The sequence below is a fragment of the Streptomyces sp. M92 genome (assembly GCF_028473745.1).
Classification (GTDB): domain Bacteria; phylum Actinomycetota; class Actinomycetes; order Streptomycetales; family Streptomycetaceae; genus Streptomyces.
Map to the genome: position 1 here is coordinate 3,894,007 of NZ_CP101137.1, position 20,052 is coordinate 3,914,058.

The 20,052-nt window shown below is 73.8% G+C and carries 17 protein-coding genes, 1 pseudogene and 1 riboswitch; of the genes and pseudogenes, 10 read left to right on the forward strand and 8 right to left on the reverse strand.

What is annotated here, in order from left to right; translation table 11 throughout:
• The first annotated feature begins 200 nt into the window (after positions 1 to 200).
• Positions 201 to 1,811 (forward strand): MFS transporter, encoded by a 1,611-nt coding sequence (locus M6G08_RS17665; RefSeq protein ID WP_272588113.1) that lies wholly within the window; start codon positions 201 to 203, stop codon positions 1,809 to 1,811.
• A 16-nt stretch (positions 1,812 to 1,827) separates the two neighbouring features.
• Here M6G08_RS17665 and M6G08_RS17670 read toward each other — a convergent pair whose 3' ends face one another.
• The 6 genes from M6G08_RS17670 to M6G08_RS17695 form a co-directional block, all read right to left on the reverse strand.
• Positions 1,828 to 2,664, reverse strand: coding sequence for an energy-coupling factor ABC transporter ATP-binding protein, CbiO family (locus M6G08_RS17670; RefSeq protein WP_272588114.1), 837 nt, complete (start codon positions 2,662 to 2,664; stop codon positions 1,828 to 1,830).
• Complete coding sequence (cbiQ, locus tag M6G08_RS17675) at positions 2,661 to 3,410, reverse strand: cobalt ECF transporter T component CbiQ (RefSeq protein WP_272588115.1); 750 nt, start codon at positions 3,408 to 3,410, stop codon at positions 2,661 to 2,663. The genes M6G08_RS17670 and cbiQ overlap by 4 nt, the downstream gene beginning before the upstream one ends.
• A complete protein-coding gene (locus M6G08_RS17680; RefSeq protein WP_272588116.1) occupies positions 3,411 to 3,752 on the reverse strand; it encodes an energy-coupling factor ABC transporter substrate-binding protein in 342 nt (113 codons plus the stop codon). It lies immediately after the preceding gene.
• On the reverse strand, positions 3,749 to 4,462 hold the full coding sequence (locus tag M6G08_RS17685) for an energy-coupling factor ABC transporter permease (RefSeq protein WP_272588117.1): 714 nt from the start codon (positions 4,460 to 4,462) through the stop codon (positions 3,749 to 3,751). The genes M6G08_RS17680 and M6G08_RS17685 overlap by 4 nt, the downstream gene beginning before the upstream one ends.
• Before the next feature lie 30 nt (positions 4,463 to 4,492).
• Positions 4,493 to 4,678, reverse strand: a riboswitch (cobalamin riboswitch).
• A 56-nt stretch (positions 4,679 to 4,734) separates the two neighbouring features.
• Positions 4,735 to 5,247 carry a potassium channel family protein gene (locus tag M6G08_RS17690; protein WP_272588118.1) on the reverse strand — a complete coding sequence of 171 codons (513 nt, stop codon included), beginning with the start codon at positions 5,245 to 5,247 and terminating at the stop codon, positions 4,735 to 4,737.
• A gap of 26 nt (positions 5,248 to 5,273) precedes the next feature.
• On the reverse strand, positions 5,274 to 6,677 hold the full coding sequence (locus tag M6G08_RS17695) for a chloride channel protein (protein ID WP_272588119.1): 1,404 nt from the start codon (positions 6,675 to 6,677) through the stop codon (positions 5,274 to 5,276).
• A 265-nt stretch (positions 6,678 to 6,942) separates the two neighbouring features.
• On the opposite strand from M6G08_RS17695, the gene M6G08_RS17700 reads away from it, so the two are divergent.
• Entirely contained in the window at positions 6,943 to 7,392 is a 450-nt protein-coding gene (locus M6G08_RS17700; RefSeq protein ID WP_272588120.1) for a DUF7144 family membrane protein, read from the forward strand.
• Between the two features lie 95 nt (positions 7,393 to 7,487).
• On the opposite strand, the gene M6G08_RS17705 is transcribed toward M6G08_RS17700, so the two are convergent.
• Entirely contained in the window at positions 7,488 to 10,619 is a 3,132-nt protein-coding gene (locus M6G08_RS17705) for an FAD-binding and (Fe-S)-binding domain-containing protein (protein ID WP_272588121.1), read from the reverse strand.
• Positions 10,620 to 10,815: 196 nt separating this feature from the next.
• On the opposite strand from M6G08_RS17705, the gene M6G08_RS17710 reads away from it, so the two are divergent.
• The 4 genes from M6G08_RS17710 to M6G08_RS17725 all read left to right on the forward strand — a co-directional run bounded on the left by M6G08_RS17710 (position 10,816) and on the right by M6G08_RS17725 (position 13,456).
• Positions 10,816 to 11,208: a cell division protein SepF gene (locus M6G08_RS17710; protein ID WP_272588122.1), complete on the forward strand. Its 393-nt coding sequence runs from the start codon at positions 10,816 to 10,818 to the stop codon at positions 11,206 to 11,208.
• A gap of 96 nt (positions 11,209 to 11,304) precedes the next feature.
• On the forward strand, positions 11,305 to 12,459 hold the full coding sequence (locus tag M6G08_RS17715) for an AAA family ATPase (RefSeq protein WP_272588123.1): 1,155 nt from the start codon (positions 11,305 to 11,307) through the stop codon (positions 12,457 to 12,459).
• Positions 12,456 to 12,800 carry a nucleotide pyrophosphohydrolase gene (locus M6G08_RS17720; RefSeq protein WP_272588124.1) on the forward strand — a complete coding sequence of 115 codons (345 nt, stop codon included), beginning with the start codon at positions 12,456 to 12,458 and terminating at the stop codon, positions 12,798 to 12,800. The genes M6G08_RS17715 and M6G08_RS17720 overlap by 4 nt, the downstream gene beginning before the upstream one ends.
• A gap of 185 nt (positions 12,801 to 12,985) precedes the next feature.
• Positions 12,986 to 13,456: a DUF6099 family protein gene (locus M6G08_RS17725; protein ID WP_272588125.1), complete on the forward strand. Its 471-nt coding sequence runs from the start codon at positions 12,986 to 12,988 to the stop codon at positions 13,454 to 13,456.
• Between the two features lie 40 nt (positions 13,457 to 13,496).
• Here M6G08_RS17725 and M6G08_RS17730 read toward each other — a convergent pair whose 3' ends face one another.
• Positions 13,497 to 13,673: a hypothetical protein gene (locus tag M6G08_RS17730; protein ID WP_272588126.1), complete on the reverse strand. Its 177-nt coding sequence runs from the start codon at positions 13,671 to 13,673 to the stop codon at positions 13,497 to 13,499.
• 248 nt (positions 13,674 to 13,921) lie between these two features.
• Between M6G08_RS17730 and M6G08_RS17735 the strand changes: the two genes are divergently transcribed.
• The 4 genes and pseudogenes from M6G08_RS17735 to M6G08_RS17750 all read left to right on the forward strand — a co-directional run.
• Positions 13,922 to 14,845, forward strand: a complete 924-nt coding sequence (locus M6G08_RS17735; protein ID WP_272588127.1) for an LLM class F420-dependent oxidoreductase — start codon at positions 13,922 to 13,924, stop codon at positions 14,843 to 14,845.
• 149 nt (positions 14,846 to 14,994) lie between these two features.
• A complete protein-coding gene (locus tag M6G08_RS17740; RefSeq protein ID WP_272588128.1) occupies positions 14,995 to 16,491 on the forward strand; it encodes a 3' terminal RNA ribose 2'-O-methyltransferase Hen1 in 1,497 nt (498 codons plus the stop codon).
• Positions 16,488 to 19,085: a polynucleotide kinase-phosphatase gene (locus tag M6G08_RS17745; RefSeq protein ID WP_272588129.1), complete on the forward strand. Its 2,598-nt coding sequence runs from the start codon at positions 16,488 to 16,490 to the stop codon at positions 19,083 to 19,085. Before M6G08_RS17740 ends, M6G08_RS17745 begins: the two co-directional genes overlap by 4 nt.
• A 101-nt stretch (positions 19,086 to 19,186) precedes the next feature.
• Positions 19,187 to 19,980, forward strand: a pseudogene (locus M6G08_RS17750) (IS481 family transposase); the annotation flags it as partial.
• Positions 19,981 to 20,052 lie beyond the last annotated feature (72 nt).

The window sequence follows — 20,052 nt, forward strand, 5'->3', positions numbered from 1 at the left end:
CCCGCTCACCAGATCCCCCCCGCTCACCAGTCGCCCCGCTCCACCGGATCAACCGTCCTCGCCCCTCCCGGCCCGACGCGGCCCTCGCCCTATTTGCTCATCGCTGTGCAACAAAATACGCTGACCTCAATCTGCACACCGATGGGCAATTAACCGGCTCCGCCGGTTCGCGCCGCCCTCGCCATCCGGGAGCCCCAGCCATGTCCCTCCTGCTCACCACACCTGTCGAGAAGATGACCGGTCCCTACCGACGGCGCTGGTGGGCCCTCCTGGTGCTCTGCCTGAGCCTGCTGATCGTCGTCATGGCCAACACGTCGCTGATCGTGGCGGCCCCGGACATGACGGCCGACCTGGGCCTGAGCAGCAGCGACCTGCAGTGGGTCATCGACGGCTACACCGTCCCCTACGCCGCGCTGATGCTGGTCCTCGGCGCGATCGGCGACAAGTACAGCCGCCGCGGCGCCCTCGTCACCGGTCTGCTGGTCTTCGCGGGCGGCTCGGTGATGGGCAGCCTGGTGGACGAGACCGGGCTGGTCATCGCGGCGCGGGCGATCATGGGCGTCGGTGCCGCCGTCGTCATGCCGGCCACACTGTCCCTGCTGGTCGCGGTCTTCCCCAAGGGGGAGCGGGCCCGCGCCATCACGGCCTGGACCGCCACCTCGGGGCTCGCCATCGCGGTCGGCCCGCTGGTCGCGGGCCGGCTCCTGGAGGACCACGCCTGGGGCTCCACCTTCCTGGTCAATGTCCCCATCGCCGTCGTCGCCGTCCTCGGCGCGCTCGCCCTCGTCCCACCGTCCAGGGCGGCCGGCATGGGCCGGATCGACTACGTCGGCGGGCTGCTGTCCATCGTCTCCGTCGGCAGCCTCGTCTACGCGACCATCGAAGGCCCGCACTTCGGCTGGGGTGCCGGTCCGGTCACCGCGGCCGTCGCCGCAGGCGTCGGCCTGGTGGCCTTCGTGCTCTGGGAGCTGCGCCACCCGCACCCGATGCTGGACGTGCGCAGGTTCCTGCTGCGCCCCTTCAGCGGCTCCATGCTCGCCGTGCTGTTCTTCTTCTTCGGCACCTACGGCGCCATCTACTACGCCACGCAGTTCCTGCAGTTCGTCCTCGGCTACGGCGCGCTGGAGACCGGCGTACGGCTGCTGCCGCTGGCGGGCGCCGTCTTCGCCGGCGCAGCGCTGACCGGCAAGCTGACCCCGAGGCTGGGCGTCAAGGCGATGGTGGGCTCCGGCATGGTGATCGGCACCGTCGGTGTCTTCCTGCTGGTCCTCATCGAGAAGGACTCCGGCTACGCCGACTTCCTCGCCCCGATGCTGCTGCTCGGCCTCGCGATCGGACTGAGCGTCTCCCCGGCCACCGACACCATCATGGGCTCCTTCCCGGAGAGCGAGCTGGGTGTCGGCGGCGGCGCCAACGACACCGCGCTGGAGCTGGGCGGCTCGCTGGGCATCGCCGTGCTGGGCTCCCTGCTCGGCACCGCCTACCGCGACGAACTCGCCGGCCTGGTGGGCGACCGCCTCCCGGCCGCCGCCCTGGACACCGCCCAGGACTCCGTGGGCGGCGGGCTGGCCGTCGCCGAGCGGCTCGCGACCAGTCCGGAAGCCGGACCCGAGCAGGCCCGGACCATGGCTGACGCGGTGAACCAGGCCTTCGCCCACGGAGTGTCGGTGACCAGCCTCGCCGGCGGCGTCATCATGGCCGCCGGCACCCTGATCGTCCTCGCGGTGCTGCCCGGCCGCCGCGCCCGGCAGCGCCCCGGGGAGAGGCCGGCCGAGACACCGGACGCGGCCTTCTGCGACGCGTCACACTGACCCCGGGCAGCTCGCGTCACTCGGTCAGCGCCGCCAGCTCCTCCGCGGTACGGGGACCCGTCGCCGAGTCCGCCAGCAGCCCCCGCGCGCGCAGCACGCGAGCCGCCGCGACGCCCCACGGCAGGCGCAGCCCGGCCTGCCGCAGCAGTTCCGTGCGGGCCAGCGTCGCGGCCGTCGGGCCGGTGTGCACACCGGCGGGCGTGAGCAGCGCGGCGTCGTCCGACCAGCGCAGGGCGAGGTCGACGTCGTGGGTGGCCATCACCACCGTCGTGCCGCCCGCGCGGAGCCGGTCCAGGGTGGCGAGCAGCCGCTCCTGCCCGTCCGGATCGAGCCCGGCGGTCGGCTCGTCGAGGATCAGCACCCGCGGCCGCATCGCCACGGCTCCGGCGATCGCGGCCCGCTTGCGCTGCCCGTACGACAGCAGATGGGTGGGCCGGTCGGCCAGCCGGGCGATGTCCAGGGCGGCGAGCGCCTCCCCGACCCGGGAGCGGACATCAGCGTCGGACAGTCCGAGATTCAGCGGTCCGAAGGACACGTCCTGCGCGACGGACGCCGCGAAGAGCTGGTCGTCCGGGTCCTGCACCACCAGCTGCACGGTGGTCCGCAGCCGGGTGAGCCCCCGGCGGTCGTACGCCACCGGCTCCCCGTCGAGCGTCAACCGCCCGGCGCGCGGCCTCAGTCCGCCGCTGAGCAGCCGCATCAACGTGGTCTTGCCGCTGCCGTTGCGGCCCAGCAGCGCGAGCGCGCGCCCCTCGCGCACCGCGAAGTCCAGGCCGGTCAGCACGTCCGGCCCCTCCTCGTAGGCGAAGGACACGCCCCGCAGGGCCACCAGGGCCGCCTCCGGCTCGTTCACGACAGGGGTCCTTCCAGTACGAGGGTGAGGGCGGCCAGCGCCGCCAGCAGCGCCACGCTCGCCGCGGTGAACGGCACCGAGACGCGGGCCTCGGGCACCAGGACCCGCAGGGTGCCGTCGTAGCCGCGCCCGGCGAGCCCGCTCTGCAGCCGCGCCGCCCGGTCGAAGGACCGCACGAACGCCGTGGCGCCGAGCCCGCCGAGCGAACGCCAGGCCGCGGCCCGGGTGGTGTGCCCCAGCCGCGCCGCCTGCGCCTGCCGCACCCGGCGCACGGAGTCCAGCAGCAGGAAACTCATGCGGTACGTCACCAGCGCCACATCCACCACCGGCGCCGGCACCCCGGCCCGCACCAGCCGGGGCAGCAGGTCGGACATCGGCGTGGTGAACGCGAACAGCAGCACCCCGAGCGAGGCCGCCGAGGTGCGCAGCAGCAGCTCGCCGGCGCGCACCGGCCCGCCGTCCGCCGCCGTCAGGAACCCGTCCGGACCGCCGATCTGAACGAGCAGCGGCAGCGCCCCCGTCACGCAGAAGCCCAGCGGCACCCGGTACGCCCGCCACAGCCCGCGCCCGGGCACCCCCGCCGGCCCCAGCAGCACGGCGAGCGCCGTGACCACCACCAGCGCCGCACCCGGCCAGGGCGGCAGCGTGACCGCCAGCACGGTCAGCCCGAGCCCCAGCACGGCCTTGTCCACGGGATGACGGCGACGCCAGCGACTGCTGTGCGCCGCCGCGTCGATCGGCAGCACTCAGTCCCCCTCGGGAGCGTCCCGCACAGCCGCCGCGGTCGCCCGCTCCGCGCCCTGCCGCCGCCCCCGGCGCAGCCCGAAGTAGTACGCCAGCACGCCCGCGCCGATCGCGGCCTGCAGGGCGAACAGGGCCGACTCGACCTCCCCCGAGGGCGGTTCGTACAGCGGCGAGAACCACGGCTCGTACTCCGGCTCGATCTCGGTGATCGCCGTCTCCGCCTCCGCGTCGGCCCCGGCGAACGGCTCCTCCTTGTGGTCGCCGAGTCCCAGCGCCAGCGGCAGCACCGCGAGTGCCGCCACGGCGAGCAGCAGCAGGGCGTTGATCCTGGCGTTCCGGCTCATCGGGCCACCGCCTGTCCCTCGGTCTCCTCGGACCCCGCGGTCCCCGGCTTCGTCGGCAGCACGCCCAGCCGGGTCAGTTCCCCCTTGCTGGACTGCACCAGCAGCCGCATCACGAGCACCGTGAGCAGGCCCTCGCTCACCGCGAGCGGGATCTGCGTGACGGCGAAGACGGACCCGAACTTGCCGAGCGAGCCCAGGAATCCACTGCCCGGGTCGGGGAAGGCCAGCGCCAGCTGCACGCTCGTGACGCAGTACGTGGACAGGTCGGCGACGAACGCCCCGCAGAAGACGGTGACCATCAGCGGCACGTCGCAGCGGCGCAGCAGCCGGTAGACGCCGTACCCGGCCCAGGGGCCGACGACCGCCATGGAGAAGACGTTGGCGCCGAGCGTGGTCAGCCCGCCGTGCGCGAGCAGCAGCGCCTGGAAGAGCAGGGTGATGGTGCCCAGCACCGCCATGACCGGCGGCCGGAAGAGGATCGCGCCCAGACCGGTGCCGGTCGGATGGGAGCAACTCCCGGTGACGGACGGCAGTTTCAGGGCCGACAGGACGAACGTGAAGGCCCCGGAGGCGCCGAGGAGCAAGGTGCTCTCCGGGTGTTCCCTGACCTCACGGGTGAGTGACCGTACTCCGTGGACGACGAACGGCGCGGACGCGACACCCCAGGCGATCGCGTGCGCCGGAGGCAGAAAGCCCTCGGCTATGTGCATGACTCGGCAGACCCTCTCCAGCACCTCGTGGATGGACGACGCGCCTTGGCCGGTCTCCTGGCTTACGGGTACCACCGCCCGTGCTCCGCCTTCCCGGATCGCAAGCGATCCAGTGGCTGCCCGCGAGGGCCGGAGCCGGACTTCCCGATTCACAGTGGCGAGGGCCGCACCGGCATCACACCGGATTTCCCGTTCACCAAGGCGTGACGACGGTAGTGCTCCCACGAGGGTGGTGACAAGCGGGCCTCCCGCCCGGCGGGCGCGCGCACCCCTCAGCCGTCCTGCGAGCCGGACCGGCCCCGGCCCGTGCGCCGCAGCACCGTGTCGCGCATCCGCTGCGTCAGCGCGGTCGCGGCGGCGGTCAGGAACACGAAGCTGTACGCGATCTGCAGGACCGTCACGATCCGCGCCGACTGGCCCCGCGGGGTGATGTCGCCGTACCCGACGGTCGCCAGGGTGACGACGGTGAAGTACAGGGCGTCGACCCGGGTGTGCAGCCCGGTGAACTCGCCGGGCTGCTTGGCGAGGGCGTAGTAGGTGGCCGAGAAGACGTGCACGGACAGGACGATCAGCAGGGAGAGGACCATGCCGGGCCGGGAGTCCGGCCGGTCGACCAGTACGTGCCGGATCTGCCGGAGCAGCAGCACGGCCACGACCGTCAGGACCAGGGCGAACAGCAGCCAGCTCAGCAGGGGGCGCTGCGGGCCCAGACGGTCGAGGGGGAGGAGGAAGTACGCCGTGACCACGACCGCCGTGGCCCCGGCCCGCACCCCCCAGGGCCGCACCGCCCGCCACCCTGCCGACCGGCCCCTCACCGCCCCGCTCCGGCCGCCGGTCCGCCGTCGGTGTCCGTCCCCGTGCCCGCTCCGGCCGCCGGTCCGCCGTCGGTGTCCGCGCCCGGCTCGGTCCGGCGGGCCACCTGGGCGACGATGAAGGCGACCACCGACCCGGTGACGATCAGCGGCATCTGGTCGTGCGCGTCGCCGCCCATCAGCAGTACCGCCAGCACGGCGCTGGCCAGCGGCAGCCCCGTCACCGCGGCCGCCGCGGCGGAGATGCCGAGGGCGAGGGCCGGCGTCGTACCGAAGCCGGGCAGGCCGGAGCAGGCCAGGGCCGTCGCCGTGCCCAGCAGCACCGCCGGGAAGATCGGGCCGCCGCGCAGACTGCCCAGCGCGATGCCCCAGGCCAGCCCCTTGCACGCGACCAGCGCCACCAGCGCGCCCACCGACCAGGCGTGCGGGTGCGCGGCGAGCTCGGCGAGCGTGGCCTGCCCGGACAGCGCAGCCTCGGCCGGGGAGCGGCCGGTGATCAGGGCGTACGCGCTGACGCAGACGCCGACCGCCGTGGCGCAGGCGACGGTGCGGACGGCCGTGCGCTCCCGCGTCCAGGAGACCGTGCGCCGGCCCAGCCCGCGGCCCAGCGTGATCAGCACGGCGATCAGCGCCGCCGTGGGGATGCCCCAGAGGAAGTCCCCGGCGTCCGGATTGGCGCCCGGCGGCAGGTCGTGCAGCGTGAGGGCGCCGATCTTCAGACCGGTCCACTGGCCGAAGCCGGTGAAGACCAGGGCGCCCGTCGCGCTGGCCAGCAGACAGGGCAGCAGCAGGGCGACCAGCTGGGCGCCGCCGAGCCCGGCCCCCTCGATCAGCAGCACGGCCGCGGCCACCGGACCGCCGAGAATGGTGGAGATCGCGGCGGTGGAGCCGGCCGTGGCGAGGACCGCGCTCGCCTTCGGGTCCCCGGCCGCGCCCGCCCGCCGCACCGCCAGCAGGGCGAGCCCGCTGCCCACGGCCATCAGCGGCGCCTCCGGTCCCAGCACCACCCCGAGCGGCAGCGTGGCCAGCGCGGCCAGGACGGCGCCGGGCAGCGCACGAGGGCCGACGGGCGCGCCGCCCAGCCCGTTCACCGGCAGATGACCGCCGCCGCCCGGCATCCGGGTCACGATCGGCGCCAGGATCAGCCCCGCCAGCACCAGCGCGGGCAGTGGCCACCACCAGGGCGGGGCGTCGTACCCCACCGCCTCGGGCAGCGCCGTCCACACCCAGTGCTGGAGCTCGTGCTGCAGCCCGACGAAGAAGAAGCAGGCCAGTGCGATGGGCACCCCCAGCAGCACGCACAGCGGCAACAGCCGCAGATAGCCGGGGCTGAGCAGGGTGCGGCGCAGGGACTGCTCGGCCCGGCCCGGCACCGCGTTGGCCGGCGCGGGCTGCGTCGTCACGGGCCCTCCTCCGTCCACCGCGCCCGGTCCCTCCCGAGCGTTCGCATGTGCGGCTCAGTAAACGCGAGGCGCCCCGGGCCCGCACGCGCACGCCGTCCGTCCCGGGGACCGGGCGGCAGGGCGCGGTCGTGCGTCGTATTCACCCGTTCGGCGGGCCCGCATGGCCGGGCGGAGCGGGTGGCCGCAGGCTCGAATGACCTGTCGGCGCCTCGGGGTGCCGACGGGCGCAGGTCCGTACGGGGGACACGCAGAAAGGACTCCGCTCATGAGCCAGCACGCCGCACCTTCTCCCGGCAGGCCGACGCACGGCACCGGCACCCCGCGGTCCGCGGACCGTTCCAGCGGCTGGGTGACCGGCGGCGTCGTCTTCGCGGGCGTACTGCTGCTGCTGAACGGCGCCCTCGCCGTCCTGCAGGGCATCGCGGCCATCGCCGAGGACGACGTGTACGCCCGCGTCGGCAGCTACGTCTACGAACTGAACCTGACGGGCTGGGGCGTCATCCACGTCATCCTGGGCGCACTGGTCCTCGTCACCGGGGTCGGCCTGCTCAAGGACATGGCCTGGGCACGCTTCGCGGGCATCTTCCTCGCCTCGCTCAGCCTGATCGCCCAGTTCCTGTTCCTGCCGTACTCGCCCGTCTGGTCCGTGATCATGATGGCGATCGACGTCTTCGTCATCTGGGCCCTGGCCAGCCGCCAGGACCAGGCCGCCTGAAGGACCGTCGAGAAGGAACCGTCCACCGCCGGTGACCTCCGGAGCCGCCCCCGGCCTCCGGAGGTCACCGCCGTCCGGACGCCGGGGCGCGGCCGTCAGCGGTGCCGCAGGGCCCGGCCCAGGGCCACCGCCGAACCGACGGCCGCCAGCCCCGTGCCCGCCACCGCCAGCGCCTTCGCCCGCCGCCCCGGCGCCGCGGGCCGGGCGCCCGGCGCGGTGCCGTACGCGCTGCCCGGGACGTCGGTGTCCCCGGCGGGCCGGGGCAGCGCCGAGGCCAGCAGCTCCGCCAGGTGCACGCCCTCGTGGCCGCCGCTGTCGAACTCGTGGATCTGCGTGCGGCAGCTGAACCCGTCGGCGAGGACGACCGTCGCCTCGTCCTCCTCCCGCAGCCGCGGCAGCAGCACCCGCTCCGCGCACGCCTCGCTGACGTCCAGGTGGCCCCGCTCGAAACCGAAGTTGCCGGCCAGCCCGCAGCAGCCGGAGTCCAGCCGCTCGGCGTCGACCCCGGCCCGGCGCAGCAGTTCCCGGTCGGCCTCCCAGCCCATGACCGCGTGCTGGTGGCAGTGCACCTGGGCCAGCGCCTTCGCGGACCGCTCGGGCACCCGCGGCGGCTCGTAACCGGGGGAGTGCTCGGTCAGCAGCTCGGACAGCGTGACCGTCTGCTCCGCCAGCCGGCGCACGTCCTGGTCGCCGGGGAACATCTCGCCCGCGTCCGCCCGGAACACCGCCGTGCAGCTCGGCTCCAGCGCCACCACCAGGCCGCCCGCCCGCACGTGCTCGGCGAGGCCGCGCACGGTCCGGGTGAGGACCTTCTGCGCCGTCCCGAGCTGTCCGGTGGAGATCCAGGTCAGCCCGCAGCACAGCGGTTCGGACGGCAGCTCCACCCGCCAGCCGGCGTGCTCCAGCACCCGGACCGCGGCCCGTCCGATGTGCGGGTGGAAATGGTTGGTGAAGGTGTCCGGCCACAGCAGCACCGACCCGCGCCGCCCGTCGCCCTCCGGTTCGTGGCGCTCGAACCACTGCTCGAACGTCTGCTCCGCGAACAGCGGCACCTCCCGGTCCGCCACCCCGGCGGCCAGCACGGCCGCCTTCGACAGCAGCGGGGCGTGGGTGAGCGCGTTGACGACCGGCGCGAGCCGGGTGCGGCCCACCATCCGCGCGAGCGCGGGCAGCCAGCCCATCGACCAGTCCGAGCGGGGCCTGCGCCACGGCCGGCCCTCGTAGTGGTGGGACAGGAACTCCGCCTTGTACGTGGCCATGTCCACGTCCGCCGGACAGTCCTTCTTGCACCCCTTGCAGGCCAGGCACAGATCGAGCGCGTCCTTGACCGCCTCCGACCGCCAGCCGTCCCGCAGGGCGCCGTCCCCGTGCCCGTCGAGCATCTCGAACAGCAGCCGGGCCCGACCCCGCGTCGAGTGCTCCTCCTCGTGGGTCACCTGGTACGACGGGCACATCACCGTGCCGTCGCTGGTGTGCTGCCGGCACTTGCCGACCCCGACGCACCGGTTGGCGGCCTGCGAGAACGACCCCCCGTCGTGCGGGAAGCGGAAACGCAGGTCGCGGGGCTCGTACGGGGCCCAGTCACCGCCCAGGCGCAGGTTCTCGTCCAGCCCGTAGGGTGCGACGACCTTCCCCGGGTTCATCCGGTCCAGCGGGTCGAAGACGGCCTTCAGCCGCCCGAACGCCTCGACCAGCTCGTCCCCGAACATCCGCGGCAGCAGCTCACCCCGGCTCTGCCCGTCGCCGTGCTCCCCGGACAGCGACCCGCCGAACTCCACGACGAGGTCGGCCGCCCGTTGCATGAACCTCCGGTACGTCGCCACCCCGTCGGCGGTGTACAGGTCGAACGGGATCCGGGTGTGCACGCAGCCCTGCCCGAAGTGCCCGTACAGGCTGGGCCCGGTGTCGCTCAGGTAGCCGAACTCCTCGAAGAGCGCGCGCAGCCGCCGCAGGTAGTCGCCCAGCTTCTCGGGGGCGACGGCCGAGTCCTCCCAGCCCTCGAAGGTGTCGGGCTTGCCCGGGATGTGGGCGGTGGCGCCGAGCCCGGCCTCCCGGACCTGCCACAGCGCCTGCTCGTTCGCCGGGTCGTCGAGGAACGAGCAGTCCGCGTCGTGCTCGGAGCGGTGCACCGCCTCCAGCATCCGGTGCGCCTGCGCGCCCGCCTCCTCGACGGTGTCGCCGCCGAACTGCACCATCAGGTAGGCGTTGCCGTCGGGCAGCTCGGCGAGCGCCTTGTCGTTGAGGCGCTTGATCCGCTGGTCCCGGACCAGCCGGGCGTCCACGCCCTCCAGCGCGATCGGTTCGTGCGGCAGGATGTCGGGCACGGCGTCGGCGGCCTTGTCGATGACGTCGAACCCGAGGACCACCAGCACCCGTTCCTTCACCACCGGCACCAGTTCCAGCTCCGCCCGCAGGACGGTGACCAGCGTGGACTCGCTGCCCACCAGCAGCCCGGCCACGTCGAAGCCGTGCTCGGGCAGCAGCGAGTCCAGGTTGTAGCCGGACACCCGGCGCGGGATCTGTGGGAACCGGCGGCGGATCTCGTCCCCGTAGGTGTCGCGCAGCGCGCGCAGCCGCCGGTAGACGGTCGCCCGCAGGTCGCCCTGCCGCTCGATCCCGGCGTACTCCTCGTCGCCGGTCTCCCCGCACCAGAAGCGGGTCCCGTCGTAGAGCAGCACCTCCAGCCGGGCGATGTTGTCGACGACCTTGCCGTACGCCTGCGCGGTGGCGCCGCAGGAGTTGTTGCCGATCATGCCGCCGACGGTGCAGTTGGCGTGGGTGGCGGGCTCCGGCCCGTAGCGCAGGCCGTACGGCGCGAGCTGCCGGTTGAGGTCGTCCAGCACGATGCCGGGCTGCACCACACAGGTGCGGGCGTCGGTGTCCACGGACTCCACGCGGGTGCAGTACTTCGACCAGTCGAGCACCACCCCGGCGTTGGTGCACTGCCCGGCCAGGCTCGTCCCGCCGCCCCGCGACAGCAAGGGCGCCCCGTACTCCCGCGCCACGGCCACCGCCTCCGCGCCGGCCTCGGGGGTGCGCGGGACGACCACTCCCATGGGCGTCTGCCGGAAGTTCGAGGCGTCCGTGGAGTACGCGGCCCGGCTCCCGGCGTCGAAGCGGACCTCCCCGTCGACCCGTTCGCGCAGCGCGGCCTCGAGCCCTCGGACGTCGACGGGCGCGGGCGCGCCCTCGCGGACGACGGGTTCGGGCAGGTCCAGCGCTCCCATGGAACTCTCCTTCGGCGGTCGGCGCGGCAACGGCATCGCGCGGGTGGCGCGGCCGTCGCTGAGTACCCCGGCCCCCGCGGCGGCAACCACCGGACACGGAGCGTCGCGAACCGTGTCGGTGTTGGGCCGAACGGGTGACTTGGCGTAAGAATTGGCTGGTGCACGCAATGAAGGCGAGTGGATTTCGGGGGGACCGGTGAACAGCCACGACGTCACCGATGAACAGTGGGAGGGGCTCGCCCAGGTCGTTCCGTTGCGCGGGCGCGACGCCTGGCCGTCCTCGGTCGGGCACCGGGCGCTGCCGGAGGCGGTGACCGAGACCCGTCGCCGGTTCGTCGTCCTGCGGGTCAACGTGTTCGCGGACGCCCGTGAGGTCGCCGAGACCCTGATGTCTGGCATCCCGGTCCTCCTTGACCTGACCAGCGCCGAGGGCGAGGTGGCCAAGCGGGTCCTGGACTTCAGCACCGGCGTCGTCTTCGGCCTGGCCAGCGGGATGCACCGGGTGGACCGCAACGTGTTCCTGCTGACCCCGGCCGGGACCGAGGTGAACGGGCTGATGGAGGGCGCCGCGGACGTTCCCGGAGTGTGACGGCCCCGCCCGGTCCTGACGGCCGCGTCCCCCGATCGTAGGAACGCGTTCCGGGCAAAACGGTTCGGCGTACCGGTGCCGTCCTACGGTCCGGACATGGCAGCGTCACCCGCGTCGACGGCGTCCGACACCCCGCTCCCGGACCGGCCCCGGGTCACCGAGCTGCGGCTGTCCGCCTTCGCCGGGCACCGGCGCGCCGTGCTGCCGTTCGGGCCGCTCACCGTGCTCGCCGGCCCCAGCGGCTGCGGCAAGACCACCGCGCTCAGGGCGTACGACGCTCTCGCGCGGCTCGGCGGCGGCGCCGAGCTCGCGGTGGCGTTCCCCGACCCGGTCGCCTGCGTTCCCGAGCGGGCCCGGCCCGACGCCCAGCACCGCCGCGGCTTCCGCATCGGCTGCACGGCCGACGGGGCGGCGGGCCCGGTCCGCCTGGACGTCGCCGTGCAGGCGGAGCCCGAGTTGCGCATCGTGGGCGAACGGCTGACGGCCGACGGGGTCGTGCTGCTGGAGACGGCCCTGCGCGACCCGGGCCGTCGCGCCGTGCAGGCCGCCTGGCACACGGCCGGGGCGGCGCCGGTGACCCGCGCCCCGCTGCCGGACGACCGGCTCGGCACGCCGCTGCTGCCGCTCAGGGTGGCCGGCAAGACGGACGGCCAGCGCAGGGTGCTGGCCGCGGCCGAGCAGATGGTGGTCGCCCTGCGTTCCGTCTTCGCCTGCGATCCGCGGCCCGGCCGGATGCGGGAGCCCGTGCCGACCGGCTCCGGGCGCCTGCTCGGCGGCTGCGACAACCTCGCCGACGTGCTGTGGCGCACCCGCGCCGAGTGCGCACGGCGGCACGCGCGGTTCGTCGCGGCGGTACGCGCCGGCTGCGCGGGCCCCGTCGCGGACGTGCTGGCCGAGCCGGTCGTCGGCGGCGTGGTGCGCGCCCTGCTGGACCGGGGCGACGGCGTCCGCACCGGGCTCACCCGCCTCGGCTACGGCGAACTGCGCTACCTCGCCCTCGCGCTGGTGCTGTTCACCGGACCCGGCGTGCTGGAGGTCGACCCGGCCGGCGAGGTGCCCGCCGCCCTGCAGACGCTCACCGTCCTCGCCGACGGCTTCGACCGCGGCCTGGACCCGCGGCAGCGGGCGGAACTGCTGCGGCTGGCGGCCCGGATGTGCGACCGCGGGCACATCCGCCTCGTCGCGGCGGTCGCCGACGCCTCCTGGGCGGCCGGGGCGGACGGTGTCACGGTGGTACACCTGGAGCCGTGACCGATCACCCCCTGGACCTCGCGGCACTGCAGCGCAGGCTGGCCGAGTTCGCGGCCGCGCGGCAGTGGCAGCCGTACCACACCCCCAAGAACCTGGCCGCCGCGCTCAGCGTGGAGGCTTCCGAACTCGTCGAGATCTTCCAGTGGCTGACGCCCGAGCAGTCGGCCCGCGTCATGAGCGACCCGGACACCGCCCACCGGGTGCGGGACGAGGTCGCCGACGTACTGGCGTACCTGCTCCAGTTCTGCGAGGTGCTGGACGTCGATCCGCTGGCCGCGCTGGAGGCCAAGATCGAGCGGAACGAGCTGCGCTTCCCGGTGCGCGGTGAACCGGAAGGCTGAACGAGGAGGAGTGTCCAACTCCGCTATCACTCTCCGGAGTCAAGAACGGGCCGGAAATCAATTTGTTGTCCGAAGATTTCCACCTTCCTCTAGCTTTTCGTCCCACACGCCTTCACTCTGGGTAGTGGACAACGGAGTTCGGGCGGACGCGCCCTGGGCGCGTCGGACAAAGACGGGGGCAGCGCATGGACGCTGTGCGGCTCATCGTGACGAGTGGGCGTGCCCTGGCGGCCGGCGGTGAGGTGCCGGACGTCCTGACGGAGGTATGGCAGGTGCAGGCCCTGGCGCAGGCGATCGGCAGCCGGCTGGCGGTCTACGGACCACCGGAACTGCGCGGCGAGGCGATCGGGCTGACCGAGCTGGCGGGCCGGGGCTGCGGAGTGCTGCGCACCCCCGAGCTGGCGCCGGGCGAGCTGCGCGCCGCCCAGCTGACCGAGCTGGGCGACGCCCGCCAGGCGCTGATGCGCCTCGGCACCCTGCTCGGCGAGACCGGCATCGCCCTGGTCGGCGTGGCCTGCGCCGCGGACGACGAGGCCACGTACTGGCAGTGCATGGAGGCCATCGACGCGGCGGACGAGTCCCGGGACCGGGTGCTGGAGATGCTGCGCAAGCTGGCGGACGGGGAAGCGGAGTTACCGGAGCGGGAGGCGGGCTAGCCACGCCGCCGGCCACCCGCCCCTCGCACCCGCGTACAGCTCAGTCGGCGCGCCGCTCCTCGCCCGCCGGCCGCCCCGGGTCCCCGGCCGACTGGAGGTCGGCGTCCAGGGCCGACAGGTCCGCGTTCAGCGCCGCCATGAGTTCCTCCATCTGCTGGAGCAGCCCCTTGGGCGGGGAATCCGCCCCGTTCTGCTGCGGCACGGTCTCTTCGGACATGGCGGCCTCCTCGGCCCCAGCCCCCACGGGGAGGCCGACACGGTTGACGCACCGGCGCACACGCCCCGGCGCGGATGCCGGACGATCCGGCTCCGCCCCGCCAAACGATCACCGTCCGGCCCGGTCACTGGCCCTGCCGCGCACCGGGCCCGCGGTTGACGCGAATTCACCCCCCGGAGGCCGGGAAGCACCCCCGGGGTACCCGGAGCCGGTGCGGCGCACCCGCGCCGAGCGGGCAGGATGGAGACATGGATCTCCGTATCTTCACCGAGCCCCAGCAGGGGGCCACCTACGACACCTTGCTCACCGTCGCCAAGGCCACCGAGGACCTCGGCTTCGACGCCTTCTTCCGCAGCGACCACTACCTCCGCATGGGCTCCGTGGACGGCCTCCCCGGCCCCACCGACGCCTGGATCACCCTGGCCGGCCTCGCCCGCGAGACCAAGCGCATCCGGCTCGGCACCCTCATGACCGCCGGCACCTTCCGGCTGCCCGGTGTCCTCGCCATCCAGGTCGCCCAGGTCGACCAGATGTCCGGCGGCCGCGTCGAGCTGGGCCTGGGCGCGGGCTGGTTCGAGGAGGAGCACAAGGCGTACGGCATCCCCTTCCCGAAGGAGAAGTTCGCGCGCCTGGAGGAGCAGCTGGAGATCGTCACCGGGCTGTGGGGCACCGAGACGGGCAAGACCTTCGACTTCCACGGCAAGTTCTACGACCTCACCGAGTCGCCCGCGCTGCCCAAGCCCGCGCAGGCGAAGGTTCCGGTGCTCATCGGCGGCCACGGTGCCACCCGCACCCCGCGCCTCGCCGCGCGGTACGCCGACGAGTTCAACATCCCCTTCGCCTCGGTCGAGGACACCGAGCGCCAGTTCGGCCGGGTGCGGGCAGCCGCCGCGGAAGCCGGCCGCCCGGCCGACGCCCTCACCTACTCCAACGCCCTGGTCGCCTGCGTCGGCAAGGACGACGCCGAGGTCGCCCGCCGCGCCGCCGTCATCGGCCGCGAGGTCGACGAACTGAAGGCCAACGGACTGGCGGGCTCCCCGGCCGAGGTCGTTGACAAGATCGGCCGGTACGCGGCGGTCGGCGCCCGGCGGATCTACCTCCAGATCCTGGACCTCGACGACCTGGACCACCTGGAGCTGATCTCCTCCCAGGTCCAGTCCCAGCTGGCCTGAGACAGCCGTCCGAATAACCGAAGGCGCCGGTCACCCGCCCTGTGCGATGGTGTGACGGTCGTCCCGCCGGAGCCCCCGGGGAAAGCCGCCCGGGGGCTCCCGCACGTAGGACGCTCTTTCACATCCACCCAGCCGGAGAGGCCCTCCGCATGTTCCTGACCCTCACCACCACCGGTACTCCCGACCGCCCCGCGACCGACCTCGGTTTCCTGCTGCACAAGCATCCCGACAAGGCGCAGGCGTTCTCCACCTCCTTCGGCACGGCCCACGTGCTCTACCCGGAGGCGGAGGAGCAGCGCTGCACGGCGGCGCTGCTGCTGGAGGTCGACGCGGTGGCGCTGGTCCGGCGCGGCAAGGGCAAGGGCCGCGGCGGCGCCCCGGACGCGGCCCTCGCGCAGTACGTCAACGACCGCCCGTACGCGGCCTCCTCGCTCCTCGCCGTGGCGCTGAGCAACGTCTTCTCCAGCGCGATGCGCGGCGTGTGCAAGTCCCGCCCCGAGCGCGCGGCCGAGCCGCTGCCGCTGCGCGTCCAGACCCCGGCGCTGCCTGCCCGCGGCGGCCCCGACCTCGTACGGCGCCTGTTCGAACCGCTCGGCTGGACGGTCACCGTCGAGCCCCTCCCCCTGGACACCGATTTCCCCGAGTGGGGCGACTCCCGCTACGTCCGCCTCGAACTGGAGTCCGCGGCCAACACCCTCGCCGAGACCCTGCGCCACCTGTACGTCCTGCTGCCGGTGCTCGACGACGCCAAGCACTACTGGGTCGCCCCGGACGAGGTCGACAAGCTGCTGCGGGCCGGCGAGGGCTGGCTGCCGGGCCACCCGGAGCAGAAGCTGATCACCAGCCGCTACCTGTCCCGCCGCTGGTCGCTGACCCGTGAGGCGATGGACCGGCTGGAGCTGCTCCGGCTCGCCGAGACCGACGACAGCGACGTCGAGGAGATCGACAACGCCGTCGCGGCCGAGGCCGAGCAGGAGGAGAAGCCGACCCCGCTCGCCGTCCAGCGCCGCGAGGCGATCCTCACCGCGCTGCGGGACGGCGCCGCCGCCCGCGTCCTCGACCTCGGCTGCGGCGAGGGCCACCTGGTGCGCGAGCTGCTCAAGGAGCCGCGTTTCACGGAGGTCGTCGGCGTGGACGTGTCGGTGCGCGCGCTCACCATCGCCTCCCGGCGGCTCAAGCTGGACCGCATGGGCGAGCGGCAGGCCGCGCGCGTCCAGCTCTTCCAGGGCTCCCTCGCCTACACCGACAAGCGCCTGGGAGGCTACGACGCCGCCGTGCTCAGCGAGGTGATCGAGCACCTCGACCTGCCGAGGCTGCCCGCCCTGGAGTACTCCGTCTTCGGCTCCGCCCGCCCGCGCACCGTCGTCGTCACCACCCCCAACGTCGAGTACAACGTGCGCTGGGAGACCCTCCCGGCCGGCCACGTCCGCCACCGCGACCACCGCTTCGAGTGGACCCGCGAGGAGTTCCGCACCTGGGCGGGCGCGGTCGCCGAACGCTACGGGTACGCCGTCGAGTTCCGCCCCGTCGGCCCCGACGACCCCGAGGTGGGCCCGCCCACGCAGCTGGCCCTCTTCACCCTGACCACGACCACCGCCGCGACCACCACCGCGAGCTCGACCGAGAAGGAGGCGAAGGCCGCATGACCACCACCGGCGACACCACCGCCACCCCCGCCCGGGGCCGTGCCCTGCCGGTCACCGACCTCTCCCTCGTCGTGCTGATCGGCGCCTCCGGCTCCGGCAAGTCCACCTTCGCCCGGCGCCACTTCAAGCCCACCGAGGTCATCTCCTCGGACTTCTGCCGGGGCCTGGTCTCCGACGACGAGAACGACCAGAGCGCCAGCCGGGACGCCTTCGACGTCCTGCACTACATCGCAGGCAAGCGCCTCGCCGCCGGCCGCCGCACCGTCGTCGACGCGACCAACGTGCAGCAGGACGCCCGCCGCCAGCTGATCGAGCTGGCCCGCACGCACGACGTCCTGCCCATCGCCGTCGTCCTCGACGTCCCCGAGCAGGTGTGCGCCGAGCGCAACGCCACCCGCACCGACCGCGCCGACATGCCCCGCCGGGTCATCCAGCGCCACACCCGCGAACTCCGCCGCTCCCTGCGCCACCTGGAGCGCGAGGGCTTCCGCAAGGTGCACGTGCTGCGCGGTGCCGAGGACGTCGAGCACGCCACCGTCGTCACCGAGAAGCGGTACAACGACCTCACCCACCTCACCGGCCCCTTCGACATCGTCGGCGACATCCACGGCTGCGCGTCCGAGCTGGAGACCCTGCTCGGCAGGCTCGGCTACACCGACGGCGTCCACCCCGAGGGCCGCACCGCCGTCTTCGTCGGCGACCTGGTCGACCGCGGCCCGGACAGCCCCGGCGTCCTGCGCCGTGTGATGTCCATGGTCAAGTCGGGCAACGCCCTGTGCGTACCCGGCAACCACGAGAACAAGTACGGCCGCCACCTGCGCGGCCGCAAGGTCCAGCACACCCACGGACTCGCCGAGACGATCGCGCAGATGGAGGGCGAGAGCGAGGAGTTCCGCACCGAGGTGCGCGAGTTCATCGACGGCCTGGTCAGCCACTACGTCCTCGACGGCGGCAAGCTGGTGGTCTGCCACGCGGGCCTGCCCGAGAAGTACCACGGCCGCACCTCCGGCCGGGTCCGCAGCCACGCCCTGTACGGCGACACCACCGGCGAGACCGACGAGTTCGGGCTGCCGGTGCGCTATCCGTGGGCCGAGGACTACCGGGGCCGCGCCGCCGTCGTCTACGGCCACACCCCGGTCCCCGAGGCGACCTGGCTCAACAACACCATCTGCCTGGACACCGGCGCCGTCTTCGGCGGCAAGCTCACCGCGCTGCGCTGGCCGGAGCGCGAGCTGGTCGACGTACCGGCCGAGCGGGTCTGGTACGAGCCGGCCAAGCCGCTGCGCACCGAGGCGCCCGGCGGACACGACGGCCGCCCGCTCGACCTGGCCGACGTGCACGGCCGCCGGGTGGTGGAGACCCGGCACGCGGGCCGGATCACCGTGCGCGAGGAGAACGCGGCTGCTGCCCTGGAGGTGATGAGCCGCTTCGCGACCGACCCCCGGCTGCTGCCGTACCTCCCGCCGACCATGGCGCCGACCGCCACCTCCGGCGTGGACGGCTACCTGGAGCACCCCGAGGAGGCCTTCGCGCAGTACGCGGCGGACGGTGTGGCGCGGGTCGTGTGCGAGGAGAAGCACATGGGATCGCGGGCGGTGGCGCTGGTCTGCCGCGACGCGGAGGCGGCCCGCACCCGCTTCGGCGGTGGGGGTAGCTCCCGCTCGAGCGCAGCCGAGAGTGGGGGAGGCCCCACCGGCTCCCTCTACACCCGTACCGGCCGTCCCTTCCTCGACGACGCCCCGGTCACCGAGGCGATTCTGGACCGGCTGCGCACCGCGATCGGCGAGGCCGGCCTGTGGGACGAACTGGCCACCGACTGGCTGCTCCTCGACACCGAGCTGATGCCCTGGTCGCTGAAGGCCGCCGGGCTGCTCCGCTCCCAGTACGCCGCCGTGGGCGCCGCCTCCGGCGCGGTGTTCCCGGGTGCGCTGGCCGCCCTGGAGGGCGCCGCCGCGCGCGGCGTCGAGGTGAAGGACCTCCTCGACCGCCAGCGCGAACGGGCGGCCGACGCCGCCGCGTTCACCGACGCCTACCGGCGCTACTGCTGGCCCACCGACGGCCTGGACGGCGTCCACCTGGCCCCGTTCCAGATCCTCGCCGTCCAGGGCCGCAGCCTGGCCGCCGTGCCGCACGACGAGCAGCTGGCCCTGATCGACCGGATGGTCGAGCACGACGGCAGCGGCCTGCTGCGCACCACCCGGCGGCTGTACGTCGACACCGCCGACCCCGAGTCGGTGCGCGCCGGCGTCGACTGGTGGCTGGAGATGACCGGCCGCGGCGGCGAGGGCATGGTCGTCAAGCCGGTCGGCGCGCTGGTGCGGGACGGCAAGGGCCGTCTGGTGCAGCCCGGCATCAAGTGCCGGGGCCGGGAGTACCTGCGGATCATCTACGGCCCCGAGTACACGCGCCCGGACAACCTCGCCCGGCTGCGCCAGCGGTTCCTGGGCCACAAGCGGTCCCTGGCGATCCGCGAGTACGCCCTCGGCCTGGAGGCCCTGGACCGCATGGCGGACGGCGAGCCGCTGTGGCGGGTGCACGAGGCGGTGTTCGGGGTGCTGGCGCTGGAGTCGGAGCCCGTCGACCCGAGGCTCTAGCTGTATCGATCACGAGCGTTGTCAACGCCGGCGAGGCTTGATCATGGCGAAGACCTCCGGTGTGGTGGAGCTGTCCAGGACTGCACCGCACGGAGGTCTTCGTGTCCCACCGTAATGCCCGGCTGACTGTTCATGGCAGGCGACTGCTCGTCGAGCGTGTCCGCACTGGCCGTCCCGTCGCGCACGTCGCAGTCGGGACGGGCATCTCGCGCGTCACGGCCCACAGGTGGGTTCACCGCTGGAGGCCCGAAGGCGAGCAAGGGCTGCACGACCGCTCGAGCCGGCCCCTGACGACACCGCACCGCACCCCGGCGGCGACCGAGGCCCAGGTATGCCGGCTCCGCCGGGACCGCAAGCTCGGGCCAGCACGCCTCGGCCCGGTCCTGGGCCTGCCCGCCTCGACCACCCACCGGATCCTGACCCGCCACGGGCTGAACCGTCTGGCCTTCCTGGACCGGCCCACCGGAGAGACCATCCGCCGCTACGCACGCGACCGGCCCGGCGAACTCGTCCACGTCGACGTCAGGAAACCCGCCGGATCCCCGACGGCGGCGGCCACAAGGCCCTGGGCCGCCAAGTCGGCCGCGCCACCCGCGGCAACATGGGCTTCGACTACATCCACTCCGCCGTCGACGACCACACCCGTCTCGCCTACAGCGAGGTCCACGGCGACGAGAAGGCCTCCACCTGCGCCGCCTTCCTCCGCCGGGCCGCCGCCTTCCTCACCGCCCGCGGCATCGACCGCGTCGAACGAGTCCTGACCGGCAACGTCTGGCCCTACCGCAAGAGCTTCGCCTGACGCAACGCCCTGACCGGCCTCGGCGCGGCCGGTGAACTCACCCGCGCCTACCGGCCGCAGACCAACGGCAACGTCGAACGCTACAACCGCACCCTGCCACATCACCACGCTGACCACCGTCACGGGAGAGGCCAACACGCCCATGTCCGGCGGGACTTCGACCGGACC

Coding starts and splice junctions, on each gene's coding strand:
- M6G08_RS17680 (WP_272588116.1), bottom strand. CDS start 3,752: ATGAGCCGGAACGCCAGGATCAACGCCCTGCTGCTGCTCGCCGTGGCG.
- M6G08_RS17725 (WP_272588125.1), top strand. CDS start 12,986: ATGGACGCTGTGCGGCTCATCGTGACGAGTGGGCGTGCCCTGGCGGCC.
- M6G08_RS17735 (WP_272588127.1), top strand. CDS start 13,922: ATGGATCTCCGTATCTTCACCGAGCCCCAGCAGGGGGCCACCTACGAC.
- M6G08_RS17665 (WP_272588113.1), top strand. CDS start 201: ATGTCCCTCCTGCTCACCACACCTGTCGAGAAGATGACCGGTCCCTAC.
- M6G08_RS17685 (WP_272588117.1), bottom strand. CDS start 4,462: ATGCACATAGCCGAGGGCTTTCTGCCTCCGGCGCACGCGATCGCCTGG.
- M6G08_RS17715 (WP_272588123.1), top strand. CDS start 11,305: ATGGCAGCGTCACCCGCGTCGACGGCGTCCGACACCCCGCTCCCGGAC.
- M6G08_RS17740 (WP_272588128.1), top strand. CDS start 14,995: ATGTTCCTGACCCTCACCACCACCGGTACTCCCGACCGCCCCGCGACC.
- M6G08_RS17700 (WP_272588120.1), top strand. CDS start 6,943: ATGAGCCAGCACGCCGCACCTTCTCCCGGCAGGCCGACGCACGGCACC.
- M6G08_RS17730 (WP_272588126.1), bottom strand. CDS start 13,673: ATGTCCGAAGAGACCGTGCCGCAGCAGAACGGGGCGGATTCCCCGCCC.
- M6G08_RS17745 (WP_272588129.1), top strand. CDS start 16,488: ATGACCACCACCGGCGACACCACCGCCACCCCCGCCCGGGGCCGTGCC.
- M6G08_RS17705 (WP_272588121.1), bottom strand. CDS start 10,619: ATGGGAGCGCTGGACCTGCCCGAACCCGTCGTCCGCGAGGGCGCGCCC.